Origin of the sequence: Kordia sp. (genome assembly GCF_965224175.1) — a bacterium.
GTDB lineage: Bacteria > Bacteroidota > Bacteroidia > Flavobacteriales > Flavobacteriaceae > Kordia.
Genome location: NZ_OZ245041.1, coordinates 3,824,302 through 3,842,038, shown reverse-complemented (window position 1 = coordinate 3,842,038; position 17,737 = coordinate 3,824,302). Strand labels below are relative to the sequence as shown.

Here is a 17,737-nt window from a genome sequence, read left to right as displayed (position 1 = left end):
TTAGTTCGTTTTGATAAAGTTGGAAACTTCTTTGAAAAATACAGTTGGATTATCGAGCATAATGAAATGTTCTGCCTCATCAATGATTTTTACGGTACAAGAATCACAATTTTTGTATTGTGCTTCATACATTTCTAGTTTTTCTGCTTTTGTAAAGTTAGGAAATTGCGGAATAGGCTTGTTCCAGTTTGTGAGTACTAATGTAGGTATTTTAAGTTTCGCTAAATCATCTCGCAAATCATTACTCATCATTTCAAACATGGTATAGCCAAGTGTTTTTCGATCTGATTTTGCGGCATCATTCAATACAAAATTTAGGTTTTCTTTGTTTCGCATCATACCACTCAAAGATTGTTTTAAGGTATTTCGTAACGTAATACTGTCCATTGGCATATACATTTGCTTCATCATTCCGTATGTTGATTTTACAGCTTCTTCTGTTACTTGTGCATTGTATGCGCCTGCGAGAAACGGCAAACTGTCTACAATTACAATTTTTGACACTACATTTTCATCATCAAGAGCAATCAGCATGCTTGTAAATCCACCAATACTGTGACCAATTAATACGCTATTTTTTGTTGCATGCTTCTTGATATAAGGTAGCATTTCTTTTTTTACTTCTTGTAAAATTGTTTCTGAGTCAATAGGTTTTACTCCGCCAAAACCAGCTAATGTAAATACATGGATTTCATAATCATTTTTATACGTTTCAACTGTTTCATTCCAAACATTTCCAGAACATGATAAACCAGGAATTAAAAACATGGTTTCGCCTTTTCCATGTACTTTCACTTCAAAAGCAGTTGTTTTTTTTTCTTTTTGTGCTGCCACATTCGCGAAAGCAAAAAATAAAATTACTATAGATACTATTGTTTTCATCGTTTTAAGTTTTTCGTTTCCCTTTTAGTACAGCGCTATTTGTTTTATTACAGTTATATTTAAAAAAAATTAAAATAAAGTCATTTCCGTTTTCGTTTATTCTCTTAAAATCAAGCCTTTCTATGAAAAACCTATTTTTTATTTTCATCATTTTTCTTTCTGTGATATTGATGAGCTATCATTCTAAAGAGCAAATGTCTTGTGAAGAACTAAAAGCAGAAAATCGTATATTGAGAGATTCTATTGCTTCGCTTCAAAAGTTTTCTAGCAATAAACCAGAAGCCATTGTAGAAATAGAGAATATGAATGTTGTGTATCGCGACGCAAATAATCCTGTGAAAATTGCAGTACCAAATTCTTTAAGATTTTCTGTAATGGCACCAGGTTTAAAATATGTAGGTAAAAATCGTTATGAATTGCATCCAACTACAGGAAAAGAAGTTACTTTTCGTATAATGGCAGATATGCGAAATGGAGAAACTTTGAAATTTGAGAAGGTTTTTAGAATAGAAGATATTGGGCGTCCAAGAACTTTTTTTGATGATCAGCTTTTTCAAGATACTCCAATGGAATTGAGTAAAAGTGAGATTGCAAAGGGACGATTTTCTATGGATATTGAAAATTACACACCTTATAAACGACAAGAAGCTACAGAATTTAAATCTGTTTTTCTAGGGAAGAATAGATTTACAATTCAAGGTAGTAAGTTCTCCAAGGAAGCGATTCAAGAATTAGATAATATGTCTATTGGTGATACTATTATTGTGTACAGCATAAGAGTTCCTTATCCAAGTTACTTAGATGGATTAAGAAACTGTAAATCTTCAAATTCTATGATAAAGATTGTAAAATAAATACTCATCTATTCGTTTCAAGCTTACGAATAGATGAGGAAGAATATATAATAACCTTGATGTTACAGGAAAATCAATTTACATGTGTTCTGTCTAACGCTTCCAAAATAAGTCCTTTTAGAACGTCATTTTCTACTTTACTGATGTAAATAGATTGAAAGTCATCTTGAAATTCTTTTATTTTTTCAATGCTGACATTTTTGAAACGTAAATTTCGTGTTACTTCAAACCAGATATCAGATAATTTTCCAATGAGTTGTTTGTTGGACTCAAATTGTGTTTTTAACTGATGCAACATACTTTTTGTGTAGTTTTGAAATAAAGGCATTTCGGAAACTTGTGCAATAGAATCGTCCATAAAATGCTGAATTTCTTTTTCGTTTTGAAAAGAAATGAAGCGAAAGAGATCGTTAGCGTCACATTTTTTACACACTACAATTGCGATTGCATCTTTTATGATTGGCGTACAATCGTAATCGGCTTCGTAGTATATTTCTAAACCTAAGTTTGTATTGATAATTAGGACTTCATTACGTATGAGTCCTGTTAAAAAGTTTTTTAACGTTTTTACTTGCTGATTAGAAACCAACAATTGTTTCTTGTAATGTCTTTCGTTGACATGGAGGTATTTTAGAGCCATCTATACTTAAAAATAATGCAATTAGGGAATCAGGGGGCTTTTATCTAGGGGACAAAAGACTACATGTTAATATTTATATTAACTGTATTAAAATTAACACATTAACATAAACAAAAATATTAAATTAGATTGTTTGATACAATTACACGATAGAAGAAACTTATATGACGTTCTATGGAAGAATTTTGAAGATTACTCTACAATCTCCATTTTCTTCAATAAAAACGAGGCATTCATGTTAGAACAGATGCCTTTTTTTAGTTGATATCCAAAGAACAATTCATCATTGATAATTTCGGCGTCAAAGAAATAATTTTTTACTTGAGTGATCTCTTTTTCTAATTCACACAAGCTTAAATCGTGTGTAGCTATGATTCCAGCTGCATTTTGCGAAGCTAGTTTTTGAACTATTTTCTTAGAACCCATTGCTTTGTCATGACTGTTTGTTCCTTTTAGGATTTCATCTAGGATGATAAAGTACGTATCCGCTTCAATTTTATCTACAATCATTTTTAAGCGTTGTAATTCTGAAAAGAAATAGGAAGCACCTTCCGCCAAGGAATCGGTGGTACGCATGCTTGTAATGAGTTTTATGGGCGAATATGCTGCAGTTTCAGCACAAATTGACAATCCTACATTAGACATGACTATTCCGAGAGAAACGGTTCTTAAAAATGTGCTTTTCCCTGCCATATTGGCTCCAGTAACAATGAAGAATTCTGAGTTTCCGATATTGAAATCGTTATCAATTCTGTTTGTAGTTCTCAATAATGGATGTCCCAATTGTTTTGCATTGATGACTTGCGGCACATTTTCTACAATTGTTGGATAGTTAAACTGCGGATGATTAAATGCGAAGTTTCCTAAACTATTGTAGGCATCAAAAAATGTTACAACTTCAAACCATTGTTGCACTTTTGTACTATGTTTTGAAATCCAAGTTTCTATTTGATATGATTTTGAAATATCCCACAATAAAAATCCATTTAAGAAAATTCCAACTAAAATATTATTGCGATTATCTAAAGCATCTATTCGTTTTGAAAATTCTCTCACTAAGGTTGATGCCTTTTGTGTATCACTGTGAATGTTTTGTTGTTTTTCTTTCAGTAGCTTGGCCGTAAATGTTTCTGCTTCGATACGTTGTAATAATTGTCCGTATTGTTGAAATGTGTCTTTGGCTTTGCTTGTATGAAACGATAATTTCGTTATACTTTTTAAAAATCTTCCTGTAATCCCTAATCCTAAAAGTAACAAAAGTAATACGTATAAAAATGGAATGATTTGCAAAAACGCCAAGGTTATAATAGCCACAGAGATTCCTGAGAAAATCATTGGCAGATAGCGAATTGATTTTGGAATGAATGCTTTGTATTCTTTGAGCCAATCAGTAATACTTTTGGAAGTTGTTTCTACTTTTATCAATAAGGCTATGGCTGAAAAATGTTGTCGCCAATCTGCTTTTTCTGCCAATTCTTGAATTGCTTTTTGGCGTATTGAAATGTCTGAAATATCATTACTAGCAAGCAATGCTGCCAATTCATTTTTTCCTTCACGTGTTGTTGATCTGTTTAGATATTGAAAGAAAGAAGCATTTCCAAAAAGATCGATGTCATAACTAAATTCATGTGAAGCATCTAAAAATTCTTCTCCTGTTGGCAATTTAGACAAATCACCATTGAGTACATCTATTTCTAGTTGATTGTATTGAATCAACGCTTTTAGTTTGTTGCTTTGGTAGACTAAGTCTGAATGGCGAAAGATTAAAAATAGAAAGATCGCCATTCCAATTACTGATGCCAATATCACATATGGCCATTGCCCAAATAAGAGATAAATCGCGAAAGCGATGCTTAAAAAAACGATTAATCGAAGGAAACTTGATTGATTCAGTTTTCTTCGTTGTACTTTCAATTCTGATACAAATTTGGCTTTTTGTTGGCTATAAAAAGTAATTGGGTCTTGCATGATGGTATTCTGAGAAATATCTGCCAAGAAACAAAAAAAAACGCAAACCATATAGATTTGCGTTTACTAGTATTTCATCCTAAGAAAAGTTTAACAATTACCTATTGATTGCACTACTTTTTTACAAATTTTAGCACTCTTTTTATTATTGAATGAAATATTTTTTACGTGATTAATTATCTAATTTTCTTTTGCATTATCTGAAAACGATTTACTAGTATTAACAATTAAATGTGTTTTCAAGATTCTTTATATGCAATTGAAGCCAAAAAATTACTTCCTGCAGCAAAGAGTTGCCTATTATTTTCACAGAATCGAATTGCATTAGTTCCCATTCCTTCTATGTATACAGGCTTCCTATCTTCGATTCTGTATATATATCCAACCGAACCTGCATAGACATAAGAGTCAGAAACAGCAACAGAAACAATTTCGCCTTTACAATGAGGAAGTGAAGTAATATATTCTCCTTTGTACTCGAAATCAATTAATGAAATCGCCATAATATCTCCATTTGAACCAACAATTAATTTATCACTTTTTATTGCTAAACTAACTTCACTTTTTTCAACTACTTCAAGTTCATTTTTTTTGACTTCTTTACCATCTGCACTTATTTTGTAAGCATATCCGTTTGAACCAGCATATATGATATTGTCATAAACTAATAGTGAAACTGTTCCATACCCACTATGAGGAAGAGATATTATTTTCTTTTTCCTTTCAAAATCATTTTTCTCAATCAATACAACATGACCTTCTGTTCCTGCAATCAATTGATTACCGATCATTTCTAAACAAACCTCTTGATGTCCTCTATTTAAAAACGTTCTCATTATTGTTTCTTTCGAAGCAATATTATACTTAAATACATATCCTACTGATCCTGCATATATAAAATTATCATCCGCTATTACCGAAACAGCACGATTCTTAAATATTGTTTTAGGGAAAGAAAGCTCGATCATCGTGTAGGAATCTATCTTTTCAAAATTATCTAATTGAATAAGCATTATACATCCAACAGTTCCAACAACTAGTTGATCTTTATAAATAGTTAATCGAACTTCTCCTTTACTTGGAGCTGCCTGTAGTATATTTATACCACTAGGCTCACCTTTTAAACTATATCTATGTACTTCTCCATGTGAAGTCCCTGCATATACATATTCTCCATGAGCCACAATGGATACGATATCATATCCAGAACCAATAAGATTTTTTTTCCACAAGAAAGTATCGATATTGTTTTCATTTGGCGAATTTGGGTGTATTTCTTCCATAATCTTCAAAATTAAATTAGTTACAATCGTTTATATTTTAAGTAAGTTATAGATTACTTTTTTATTAAAAGATAAAAATGTTACGAACTAAGAAAGATTTGTTCTAAAAACACGAAAGTATGTTCTTACAATATTTAAATTGTTCTATTTTTAGTTGTCTTAAATAGAAGATTACTTTGAAAAGTAAGTAGTCAATAATAAAAAAACGCAAACCATATAGGTTTGCGTTTACTAGTATTTCATCCTAAGAAAAGTTTAACAATTACCTATTGATTGCACTACTTTTTCACAAATTTTAGCACTCTTTTTTCCAATTGAATGAAATACATTCCTTTTGTTAGTTGTTGAATGTTAATTGATTGATTTACATTTATAGTTCCTTCCATAACTTTCTTTCCAGAGATATCAAGTATGGTATAGTTTTCTGCTTTTTGCAAAGATGTTAGTTGAATGCTATTTGCTGCAGGATTTGGATAGACACGCAACTCAGTTTCATCTGTATCAACATCAGTTACGCTTAATGTAGAATTGTCAATACTTACACTAAAAGTTATAGCTATATTCGATGGAACTCCTCCCCAATATGCTGTTCCTCCAGGGTGAATAGGATCAAATACAAAATTGGCAAAAATAGAGTCAGACGTATTTTCTTTTTCGATAATGTATGTATATGTTGTAGACGGATTCATCGTAATCATGAGTGCCGAAAAATCATATACTGCACTACCATTTACAGGAACTCCTGTTAATTCGCCTATTACATTTCCTCCTAATCCATCACCTTCATATAGGCGTACAGAAACTGTTGCATTTGGGATTGGAGAACCAAGAACTGTTGATGTAATTGATGTTAAGATTCCTCCGCAAGAAGCACTTGTAGTAAAGGACATTCCTGTAAAATTTGGTATTTCTCCACCAGAACCACTACCTGAACTAGTAGCACCTGTATAACTTGGTCCACATTGGGCATTTAGAAATAATGTTGCGCTTATAAACGCAAAAAAAACAAGTATTTTTTTTGTCATAACATGTAAGATTTTAGGTTAAGACTGTAAATATATCTAACAGTTTTACTCGTTTTTCACCAATGTTCTGAACTACTCATATAATGTTCTTAACACACATAAAGTGTTTATTTAAATCTATAATAAGTTGATTTTTTGCAACAAATCATCTTTATATTTTTTACCAATTGGAATATTAACATTTAATACAATGATATTGTTTTGATCAATTTTTTGTAGATAATCCAAGTTCACTATATAGCTTCGGTGCACACGCACAAATTGCTTATTGAGTTTGGTAATAATTTTATTTAAATTTCCTCGAATTACGTGTTTTTGATTGTTTGTAAGTTGAATTTCAGCGTATACATGCTCACTTTTTATGAAGAGAATTTCTTCGAATTTGAGCTTGATGAAGATATTTTTTTCTTTGATAAAAAATGCATCCTTTATAATCAATTCATCATCGTTTACTTCTCCTATTCTTTTAGAGTAATTGTACAACGCAATTTCTATCGACGTATACAATTCGTCTTTAGTAAATGGTTTGACTAAATAGGCTGGCGGCATTACTTTTTTTGCCTCCGAAACTGTGAGCGGATCTGAATTAGACGTAAGAAATATAAAAGGAAAGTCGTAATCTTTTCTAATTTTTTCCGCGATATCAATGCCAGTTTTCCGACCAGATAATTGAATATCTAAAATCGCCAAATCGGGGGTTTCAACTTCGATAGCTTCAATAGCTTCTGTATAGTTGATTACTGGCTCTAAGGCTTCATATCCTAAATCATCAAGTGTGTCGCATAGATGATCAGCAATGATAATTTCATCTTCTACGACTAATATTTTTACTTTATTCATGGTATGGTTAGTCTAATAATGCTCTTCTTTGAGTGTCTTTGAAGGTAATTTCAAAAGAGGCTCCTTCAGTATTGTTCAGGGTAAATTTTCCTTGTAATTGTTTCGTTAATCGTTTTACTAAACGTAATCCTAGGCTTTTAACTTTGGCTAAGTTGATAGATGCATCCAATCCTTCTCCATTATCAGCTACGATCAACTTGTATTCTTCTCCTCCAAGTTTATTGATGGAGATGTTTAATTCATTTTCTTTTTCGTCATCAAATGCATATTTGTAAGCATTCGTAATCAATTCGTTTATGATTAAGCCTAGTGGAATGGCAGTATCAACATCAAATTGCTTATTTTTTACATTTATATTCGTTTGTACTTTTTTCTCAGAAGCATATACATATGATAATTCTTTGACTAATGCTTGTATGTATTCTTCAAAGTCAATTAATCCTGTATCATCTTGATAGAGTTTTTGATGAATTAACGCCATTGATTTTACTCTATTTTTTCCATCATTTGCCAAGTTTAAAGCTTTTTCATCTTGTATTCCTTTGGTTTGCAATTCGAGTAAGCTTGATACAATTTGGAAATTATTTTTAACTCTATGATGTACTTCTTTTAGCAATAATGCCTTTTCTTTTCCTTCTTTTAATATTGCATCTCTTTGCTCTTCAATTTTAATATTTTTCTTCTTAAGCTCTTTTGCCTGTTGTAGCATTTTATAGACGATGTACATTAAAATTATGAAAGCAAATACTAATATGAATACTATAATTGTGTATAAATTTGCTTTGTTTTTTTGGTATTCAATTTCTAATTCTTTTCGTTCTATTTCTTGCTTCGATTTATAATCATATAATGAATTTGCTAAATCCTCAGAATATATTTTTCGATTTAGCATTATACATTTTGTCATATAGGCTATTGCTTCATTCAAGAAACCTCTTTTTCGAAGTAGTTTTGAATTTTGACTTAATACATAGTATAGCTTATTAGAGTTTAGTACACCGACACTCTCTTCTTCGATTTTTTTACAAAAATCAATAATATTATCTACTCCAAACTGATGAAGTATTTTTTGATTCATAGGGTCTGACGAATCTATTTTCCTAAGAAAATTGGCATATAACGGATAACTGAAAGCTCTAGAATCTAGAGAACTATATAGCGTCTCTAATAGCTCTAGCGCTTCTTTATTTTTACCTCCTAAATATAAATAACCATCTATTAGTTTTTCCATTGTAGATTCGTAAACAACCGTTTTAACAGGTAAAGTTTTTTCTATTTCAATACTTTTTTCAGCAGTTGCTATATAGGATTCTAATCCTGCATTACCATCAGATGCATAAAAGTCACATAAATAACTTAGATATAAAGCTTCTATTTTTTTGTCTCCAATTGTCTTAGCTAACGCTATATTTTTTATACAAGCAGCTTTCCCTTTTTCATCTCTTTGAATGATACTAATAATAATATCATGAGCACCTAATAATAGTTTAGACCTTATATAATTTGGATCACTTGGAGAATACATATTTATATAATCCGCTAATTTTTCATTTTCGACACTAGCTTTTTCAAGTTGAGCTATATCGAGTAATCTTAAGATATAAAGCCATTTGATATATACATAATCTATATTAATTAGTTTCTTATTAGTTGGCATTGGAATACCTTCAATAAATTTGAAAAAATTAACATCTCTAGATTTTGAATAATTTTTATAGATCCTAGCTGAAAACAAATAATAATGATTAAAAGAAGGAGATTTGTCATTAACTAGCGCTTCTAAAGTATGTATATAAGGATTCTCTTTTTGTTTGAGTAAATCTATATAATATGTAGCAGAATCTTTTTGATTGTTTAGTATATAATCTTCTATTTTAATGATAGAAGTATAGTCTGTATTTTGAGACCAACTTGTAGTCATTATGAAACAACATAGTAATATACTTACTTTATAAACGTATTGTTTTTTAAGCATGTAACGCATAGAAATTACCGTTTGTTTCATAAATTTTAAAATTTATACTGTCTATTTTTATCTTTTTAACTCTTACTATAAAAGTCTTACTGACTATCCAGGATATAAAAATATTACTATTTATTTTAACAGAAAAAGAGATTCACCCTAAACAAGTGAATCTCTTTTTTAATAAAAATCTCAATCACTATGTTTTAATTCACAGTAATTTTCTTGACGATTGTTTTATCATCATCACTTGTGATTTTTAGGAAATACAATCCAGATTTTAAGTTGGAGACATCAATTTTTACAGCTCTATCATTTTGAATAAGTTTATTGCTTCCGTATACCATTTGTCCAGCAATATTGTACATTGAAATATTTGTTTTGTTGATTTGATTGCTTTCAAACCGTATCGTCAATAAATCATTTACAGGATTAGGACTTACCGTTATGTTCACAGCCAAAGCTTCTTCTTCTACACTTAATGGCGATGTTAATACACCTTCAAACCAAGCAAAGTATCCTGGACTAAATGTTCCCATAATAGCATCTAATACACCATCATTATTTACATCTCCAAAACTAATCGTTGCAAACTGTCCGAAATCAAAAGTTTCTAGATCTCCTGGCATATTTTGATATGCATACGTTCCATAATCTGGTGCTGTAGGTGTCCCAATATTCTCTACCCAACGTACAATTCCTGTATCAGTTCCCACAATTAAATCAAAGTCACCATCACGATCTACATCCTCAAAATTAGGAACCGTTACCAATATGTCACCGTGTGGCCAGTTACGATCTAATATTCCTGTACCTGTATTCATATCCCAAGGATTGTCTAAATGTAATCTACGTTCAAACATTGGTGCCATTTTACTACCTGTGTTTTCAAGATATGATATGGAATCACTTCCTATACCTACCATATCATAATCATCGTCATTATCTAAATCGACAAATCCAAGACCTGGAAAGTTTGCTATATTCTGATTTAATATTCCAGAAATCGTAGATTCTACAAAATTTGGCGCTGTAGCTGACCCCGTATTTTCATAATAATGGATATCATTAAAGTTAAATTGATTTATATCATTTTTAGTCGCCAAAAATAAATCATAATCTCCATCATCATCGATGTCTATAAATTGACCTTTTGTTTCATTATTTCCTCCTGGAGCAATGGCAACTGCATCTAATGCTGGCTGTGCAGTTTGCACCCAATTTGGTGCCGTAGCAGAACCTGTATTTTCATAGTAAAATAATTTTCCATCCGCAGCTTGTGCGCCAGAAACCATGTCTAAATCACCATCACCGTCTAAATCTACCAATACTGGCGCACTTAGTCTTCCGGTTAATGTTGGCAAAACGGCTACATCTAAACCTGCAGGATTTGGTCCTGGAGCAGGTACTACACCCACATCAGGAGCATTGGAGTTTATTCCTCGAAACTCGAATGTATCTGGAAATATAGCTTGTGCTGTTAATACGTATGTGCAGAGTGCACATGATAAAAAAAGTAGTTTTTGTTTCATTATTGTAAGATTTGAGTGTTTTCAATAGGTTAGTGGCACAAATATAATTTGAAAAGCACTCCGTCGCTTATTAAATGTTCTGAACGCACCATATAATGTTCTGAACACACAAATACAACCATAAAACACAAAAAAAGCTAACTTATGAGAACTACCTTTCTTTTGTTTTTATGAAATTGCTGACATATTAAACTCCTTGATTTCTTACACTTATTTTGTGTCAACTATTTGAAAAAATGAGATAATTGTCTGCACTACATTTGTGTAGAAGGTTGGATGAATGTTTTCAAAATCATCTGTAGGCTTGTGATAATCTTCATGATCTTCTACACCAAAATAAATAAATGGAATTTTAGCCTTGTGAAATCCAGCATGATCACTTGCAAATGTCCATTCTTTATGACCAATTTTCAGGCTTACATTTCCACTTGTTTTGGTGTTTTTTATAAGCGATTTGTATTGTGGATAGTATTGTGGTCCTACTACATATAACTCGTTTTTATCGCTACGGCTGATCATATCCATATTGATATTTAGCTTGAGTTGTGTTTTAGGAACAATTGAATTTTCAACAAAATAATACGAGCCAATCAGTCCTTTTTCTTCTGCATCAAAAGCCGCTAGTATGACAGAATGTTTTGGTGGATATTTTTGGAAATATTCCGCAAAAGCGATCAACGCGCTAATTCCAGAAGCATCATCGTCTGCACCATTGTATATTTTTCCACCTTTAATTCCTTCATGATCGTAATGTGCAGATATTACTATGTATTCCTCTGATTTTAAACTTCCTTTGATGAATCCTAAGATATTTTCACCTTGTTGAATGTTTTTATTTTTAGGTAATGGAAATGTCTGTTCAAAGGTTTTTCCTAATGGTTTTACGCCTAACTTTTCAAATTCACTTATGATATAGTTTTTAGCTTTTATTGCTCCTGCAGTTCCTGTTTCACGACCTTCGTATGCATCAGAAGAAAGTTCTTTAACATGTTTTAATAAGGTTGAAGCTGTAAAGTCGTATGCTACTTTGGTTTCAACTTGTATCGTTTTAGCCTTCTCTTCTTTGGTTTCTTTTTGTGATTTACAACTAAATGTTAGCAATAAACATACTAGAAGAATAAGTTTTGGTCGTAGCATCGTATTTTTTTGATGAATATAATTAAAAAATCCCAAGCAGATTATACTTGGGATTTATATATGTATGTATTTAATTTTTTTATCCTTTGAAAGATGCTTTTAAATACTCACGATTCATACGTGCAATATTTTCAAGTGAAATTCCTTTCGGACATTCTACTTCACATGCTCCTGTATTGGTACAGTTACCGAATCCTTCCGCATCCATTTGGTTAACCATATTCATAACACGATCTGTTGCTTCTACTTGTCCTTGTGGCAATAAAGCAAACTGAGATACTTTTGCAGAAACAAATAACATCGCACTTGAATTTTTACAACTTGCTACACAAGCTCCACACCCAATACATGTTGCTGCGTCAAAAGCAGTATCTGCATCGTGTTTGTTTACTGGAATTGCATTAGCGTCAATAGTATTACCTGAAGTATTTACAGAGATAAATCCTCCTGCATGTTGTACACGATCAAAAGCGCTTCTATCTACTACTAAATCTTTAATTACAGGAAATGCTTTTGCTCTAAACGGCTCAATATAGATAGTATCGCCATCTTTAAATTTACGCATGTGCAATTGACAGGTTGTAACACCACGATCTGGTCCGTGCGCTTCTCCGTTTATATATAGAGAACACATTCCACAAATTCCTTCACGGCAATCATGATCAAAGGCAACAGGCTCATCTCCTTTTGTAATTAGTTCGCTATTTAAAACGTCTAACATTTCAAGAAAAGACATATCTGGAGAAACATCGCTGATTTGATAATCAACCATTTTTCCTTTATCGTTTGCGCCTTTTTGACGCCATATTTTTAATGTTAAATTCATAAAATTTAGATTTTAGTATTGAGTATTGAGTATTGAGCAGTTATCATTCTAACATCTCATATCTCAATACTGACATCTATTTATAACTTCTTTCTTTTACTTCTATATTCTCGTACTTCAACTCTTCTTGGTGCAATACAGCGTCTTTGGGTTCTCCTTTATATTCCCATGCAGAAACATATTGGAATTCTTTACGGCGCATTGCTTCTCCTTCTGCTGTTTGGTATTCATCTCTAAAGTGTCCACCTGCAGATTCTTCACGTTGTAATGCATCTTTTGCAAACAACTCTCCTAACTCTAAAAAGTCAGCTACACGACCTGCTTTTGCCAATTCTTCATTGAATTCATTAGCTTCACCTGGCACACGAACATCTTTGTAAAATTCTGCTCTTAATTCAGAGATTTCTGTAATTGCAGATTTCAAATCTTTTTCATTACGAGCCATTCCACATTTGTTCCACATAATTTTTCCTAATTTCTTGTGGAAGTAATCAACTGGTTTTGTACCGTTATTGTTGATTAATTTGTCTATTGATTCTCTTACATTTTTCTCAGCAGCATCAAATTCTTTTGACTCAGTAGAAATTGGTCCTGTACGAATATCATTTGCTAAGAAATCTCCTATTGTATATGGTAATACGAAATATCCATCAGCTAATCCTTGCATTAAAGCAGAAGCTCCTAAACGGTTGGCTCCGTGATCTGAGAAGTTTGCTTCTCCGATGGCATATAATCCAGGAACTGTAGTTTGCAAATTGTAATCTACCCAAATTCCTCCCATTGTATAATGTACCGCTGGATAAATCATCATTGGTGTTTCGTATGGATTTTCATCTACGATCTTCTCATACATTTGGAATAGGTTTCCATATTTATTTTTTACAACTTCTTGTCCTAGCTTCTTCACTAAAGCAGCATCGTTCTCATTGAGTCCTTTAATGTGCGCTTGTTCTTTTCCGTAACGTTGTATTGCAGAAGCAAAATCTAAATAAACAGCTTCTCCAGTTGCGTTTACACCAAAACCAGCATCACAACGTTCTTTGGCTGCACGTGAGGCAACATCACGTGGAACTAAGTTTCCGAAAGCTGGATAACGACGTTCTAAGTAGTAATCTCTATCTTCTTCTTTAAGATCTGTTGGCTTCAACGTTTTGTTACGAATCGCTTCAACATCTTTTTTATTTTTTGGTACCCAAATACGACCATCATTACGTAATGATTCAGACATTAACGTTAATTTTGATTGATGATCTCCAGAAACTGGAATACATGTTGGGTGAATTTGTGTATAACAAGGGTTAGCAAAATACGCTCCGCGTTTGTGTGCTTTCCATGCTGCCGTAACATTACTTCCCATAGCGTTTGTTGATAAGAAGAATACGTTTCCATATCCACCTGTTCCTAATACAACCGCATGTGCTGAATGTCTTTCTATTTCTCCTGTAACTAGGTTACGAGCTATAATTCCTCTTGCTTTTCCATCAACAATAACAACGTCTAACATTTCGTGACGATTGTACATTTTGATTTTTCCACGACCAATTTGACGGTTCATCGCAGAATAAGCTCCTAGTAATAATTGTTGTCCTGTTTGTCCTTTTGCGTAAAATGTACGAGATACTAATACTCCACCAAATGAACGGTTGTCTAACAATCCTCCATAATCACGCGCAAAAGGAACTCCTTGTGCCACACATTGGTCAATGATGTTTGCAGAAACCTCAGCCAAACGATATACGTTTGCTTCACGCGAACGATAATCTCCACCTTTTACTGTATCATAAAATAAGCGGTATGTTGAATCTCCATCTCCTTGATAATTTTTTGCTGCGTTGATTCCTCCTTGTGCTGCAATTGAGTGCGCACGACGTGGAGAATCTTGAAAGCAAAATGCTTTTACATTGTATCCTAATTCAGCTAATGTCGCTGCCGCAGACCCACCTGCGAGTCCTGTACCAACTACAATTACATCAATAAGACGTTTGTTAGCCGGGTTTACAAGATTGATTGTATTTTTATGCTTTGTCCACTTATCTGCTAGTGGTCCTTGAGGTATTTTTGAATCTAAAGCCATAGTTATGATAAGTTTTTTAGTGTGCTAAGTGATGGTATAATGCGATGAAAACAAATCCTGCTGGAATTCCAATAGAATATACTTTGCTTATCCCTTTTAATGCTTTTGTGTATTTGTTATTCGCTCCAATTGATTGGAAAGCCGAATTGAAACCGTGTAATAAATGTAATGCTAAGAATACAAATGCTACTACATATATTCCCACAATTACTGGACTTTCAAAATGCGCTACCAACTCTTCATAATAACGTGTTGGATCTTCTTTAACAGGATTGATATATTTTACCATCATTTCATGCCACCAAAGTTGAGACATGTGTACGATAAGAAATGCTTCAATAAGAAGTCCTGTCCAAATCATGTTTCTACTCATCCAAGAAGAGTTCGCATTTCCGTTATTTTTTGCATAACTAACTTGGCGCGCTTTACGGTTTTTCAACTCTAAAATAATTCCCATTGTAAAGTGGAATATGATTCCAATAATTAGAACTGGTTGAAGGATAAACTGTACTGCCCAAAACGTTCCCATGAAGTGTGACGCTTCATTGAAAGCATCAGGACTAAACACAGAAAGAATGTTTATTGCAAAATGTTGTAAAAGAAAAAACATTAGGAAGAGTGCTGAAAGTGCCATTGCAAACTTTCTTCCAATCGAAGAATTTAAAATTCCGCTCATTATAATTGTGATTAATTATTTGTTTCACAAATATACGGCGTGCACTGAAGGTCTACAAATTTTAAACCTTCTTTTGAAGTCTATTTAGAATGAATTTAAGTTATGTATTACGAAGCTAAGTTCTTTACTGAAAATCTTGTAAAAAGTAGTTTACAAATAGTTTAGCCCTACAAATTTTATTTTAGATTATTTTTACTTTGGCAGGGTCGTTTGTATTAAACTCAGCGATACCTATTGTTACAATATCGGCTTTGTATTTAAGATAAAAATCGGCTTCTTGATCACTTTTTAAGTATAGCATTCCAAAATTTTCTCCGTAAGGAACAAGTGTACCAAAGTATTTATTTCCTGTTCGTTCCAAAATAAAAACTGTTTTGAATAGTAATTCTTCTATGATTTTAGGAGTTAAATTTTTATACGATATTTTTCTGATCCGTCTGTATGATTTTTCACTGTATTTAGGCATATACAATACAGGCCAACTTGAAGAATATTCTTTTATAGATTGTCCATTTACAGGAATCCAACCGCCACTATTTTTATAATCTACAGAAAAAGAATTAGCATCAATAACTGGATTAATAGGTTCGCGATCTTTGTAGTCAACTACAGTATCATATGCAGTACTTCCCCAATTTGATGCAATAGATAAATGTTCAATCCAAGCAGTATTTGTAACCGTAATACTTATTTTTGCGTTTGCCTGATTTGTTTCTCCAAACCAATATAAGTATGAACCATTATCCATAAGTTCTTCTATTTCTGGTGTACGAACTTCTATCAATTTACAATTAGAAATAAATCCTTTCACATTGTTTTGCATCCATGTTTCTGACATCGTACATTCATGATCGATAAATTTTGACAAGGTAGATTTTGACTTAGCAGAATCATATAAAATTTTCATAGCAAAGCCTAAGTTCTCGCTAAAATTCATTGCATCTGGGTGAAACGATTCTATCTGCACTATCAATGTTTTGGTTTCTATACTGATAGTATCAACTTTTACTTTATACAAGATTGCCATGAATGTTTTTAATATAATTAAAGATCTCTTTTTTTCAAGATTAATTAGATACAGAAGGAATTAACCCTCTTAATCCCATATCAACAGGTTGCTCGCCAATTGAAGGTTCGTATTTTCCATCAACGTTGATTTCTGTCCACTCAAAACTATTGTTTACAGAGAATGAAAGTGTTACTTCTACATCTTCAGTTTCGTTTCCTGTGATTGTAAATGCATTTGCAAATTGTCCAGTAACTACACATGAACCTTGTGGTACAGGTGATGAATCAAATAAGGGATTTGGAACCGTAGTTGCTCCTGCTGGCGCTTGTCCTTGTGTGGAAAACCCTAAGGCTTCAAATGCCCAAAATCCTTGTAGTTTGTTTTCATTGATATTGAACATACTTCCATTAACATCAAAATTGGTGATGTAACTATTGTATCCTACAAAGCTTGCTAATGTTCCTGTGATGTCATTCCCATTCTGTAAAAAGTTGATACTTCCTTCTTGATATGCTAATGAAACACGTACCCAATTGTAGTTTCCTTGCGCTATTTGTTCTAATGGAATGGCAATAAAAATTTCATCACTTCCTGCAAATTGTGCATTTTGAAAATCGATTGCCAATGCGCCTCCTTCCGTCGTTTCTGGACCATTATAAATGATTTCGCCAGTTCCTAAGAGTGTGTTCGCGCTTGACGCAAATTCTATATAATTCGCACTCATTCGAGCAAAGTTTGGAGATTGCGCCGCATTTCCTGAAGGAATTGTTGTAGGTTGTCCCAAATTATTTAATCGTTCTTGTGTCGGATCAAATTTAAACTTGATCACTAATTTTGGACCTTCAAGATTAGCACAACAGTCTTTTTCTTCAGAATTACAGGATGAAAGTACTATTGCTAAAATGGCTAGACACCAAATACTTTTTTTAATTATTTTCATTAGAAAAATTTTACAGTGTTGAAACGACTGAATAATATCAATTCGTATGCAATTTAATAAGATTGCGGATTTCTACCATCGTTTTATC

15 protein-coding genes are annotated in these 17,737 nt (G+C 32.5%); 1 reads left to right on the top strand and 14 read right to left on the bottom strand.

Features of this window, described 5'->3' with window-relative positions:
- On the bottom strand, positions 1-882 hold the full coding sequence (locus ACOQOS_RS16620; RefSeq protein WP_420571597.1) for an alpha/beta fold hydrolase: 882 nt from the start codon (positions 880-882) through the stop codon (positions 1-3).
- A 122-nt stretch (positions 883-1,004) separates the two neighbouring features.
- Between ACOQOS_RS16620 and ACOQOS_RS16615 the strand changes: the two genes are divergently transcribed.
- Positions 1,005-1,736, top strand: coding sequence for a hypothetical protein (locus ACOQOS_RS16615; protein ID WP_420571596.1), 732 nt, complete (start codon positions 1,005-1,007; stop codon positions 1,734-1,736).
- 73 nt (positions 1,737-1,809) lie between these two features.
- On the opposite strand, the gene ACOQOS_RS16610 is transcribed toward ACOQOS_RS16615, so the two are convergent.
- The 13 genes from ACOQOS_RS16610 to ACOQOS_RS16550 all read right to left on the bottom strand — a co-directional run bounded on the left by ACOQOS_RS16610 (position 1,810) and on the right by ACOQOS_RS16550 (position 17,649).
- Entirely contained in the window at positions 1,810-2,376 is a 567-nt protein-coding gene (locus ACOQOS_RS16610) for a hypothetical protein (RefSeq protein WP_420571595.1), read from the bottom strand.
- A 192-nt stretch (positions 2,377-2,568) separates the two neighbouring features.
- Complete coding sequence (locus ACOQOS_RS16605; protein WP_420575156.1) at positions 2,569-4,344, bottom strand: MutS-related protein; 1,776 nt, start codon at positions 4,342-4,344, stop codon at positions 2,569-2,571.
- Positions 4,345-4,583: 239 nt separating this feature from the next.
- The gene (locus ACOQOS_RS16600; protein ID WP_420571594.1) at positions 4,584-5,627 is read right to left on the bottom strand and encodes a hypothetical protein; all 1,044 of its coding nucleotides are present in this window, start codon (positions 5,625-5,627) and stop codon (positions 4,584-4,586) included.
- 278 nt (positions 5,628-5,905) lie between these two features.
- The gene (locus tag ACOQOS_RS16595) at positions 5,906-6,652 is read right to left on the bottom strand and encodes a T9SS type A sorting domain-containing protein (RefSeq protein ID WP_420571593.1); all 747 of its coding nucleotides are present in this window, start codon (positions 6,650-6,652) and stop codon (positions 5,906-5,908) included.
- A 117-nt stretch (positions 6,653-6,769) separates the two neighbouring features.
- Positions 6,770-7,492: a LytR/AlgR family response regulator transcription factor gene (locus ACOQOS_RS16590; RefSeq protein WP_420571592.1), complete on the bottom strand. Its 723-nt coding sequence runs from the start codon at positions 7,490-7,492 to the stop codon at positions 6,770-6,772.
- Positions 7,493-7,499: 7 nt separating this feature from the next.
- Positions 7,500-9,497, bottom strand: a complete 1,998-nt coding sequence (locus tag ACOQOS_RS16585) for a sensor histidine kinase (RefSeq protein ID WP_420571591.1) — start codon at positions 9,495-9,497, stop codon at positions 7,500-7,502.
- Between the two features lie 164 nt (positions 9,498-9,661).
- Positions 9,662-10,987: a T9SS type A sorting domain-containing protein gene (locus ACOQOS_RS16580; RefSeq protein ID WP_420571590.1), complete on the bottom strand. Its 1,326-nt coding sequence runs from the start codon at positions 10,985-10,987 to the stop codon at positions 9,662-9,664.
- Positions 10,988-11,197: 210 nt separating this feature from the next.
- Entirely contained in the window at positions 11,198-12,124 is a 927-nt protein-coding gene (locus tag ACOQOS_RS16575; RefSeq protein ID WP_420571589.1) for a M28 family peptidase, read from the bottom strand.
- 79 nt (positions 12,125-12,203) lie between these two features.
- Positions 12,204-12,950 carry a succinate dehydrogenase/fumarate reductase iron-sulfur subunit gene (locus tag ACOQOS_RS16570; protein ID WP_420571588.1) on the bottom strand — a complete coding sequence of 249 codons (747 nt, stop codon included), beginning with the start codon at positions 12,948-12,950 and terminating at the stop codon, positions 12,204-12,206.
- A 76-nt stretch (positions 12,951-13,026) separates the two neighbouring features.
- On the bottom strand, positions 13,027-15,024 hold the full coding sequence (locus ACOQOS_RS16565) for a fumarate reductase/succinate dehydrogenase flavoprotein subunit (RefSeq protein ID WP_420571587.1): 1,998 nt from the start codon (positions 15,022-15,024) through the stop codon (positions 13,027-13,029).
- 16 nt (positions 15,025-15,040) lie between these two features.
- On the bottom strand, positions 15,041-15,700 hold the full coding sequence (locus tag ACOQOS_RS16560) for a succinate dehydrogenase cytochrome b subunit (protein ID WP_420571586.1): 660 nt from the start codon (positions 15,698-15,700) through the stop codon (positions 15,041-15,043).
- Positions 15,701-15,881: 181 nt separating this feature from the next.
- Complete coding sequence (locus ACOQOS_RS16555) at positions 15,882-16,727, bottom strand: hypothetical protein (RefSeq protein ID WP_420571585.1); 846 nt, start codon at positions 16,725-16,727, stop codon at positions 15,882-15,884.
- 40 nt (positions 16,728-16,767) lie between these two features.
- On the bottom strand, positions 16,768-17,649 hold the full coding sequence (locus tag ACOQOS_RS16550; RefSeq protein WP_420571584.1) for a hypothetical protein: 882 nt from the start codon (positions 17,647-17,649) through the stop codon (positions 16,768-16,770).
- Positions 17,650-17,737 lie beyond the last annotated feature (88 nt).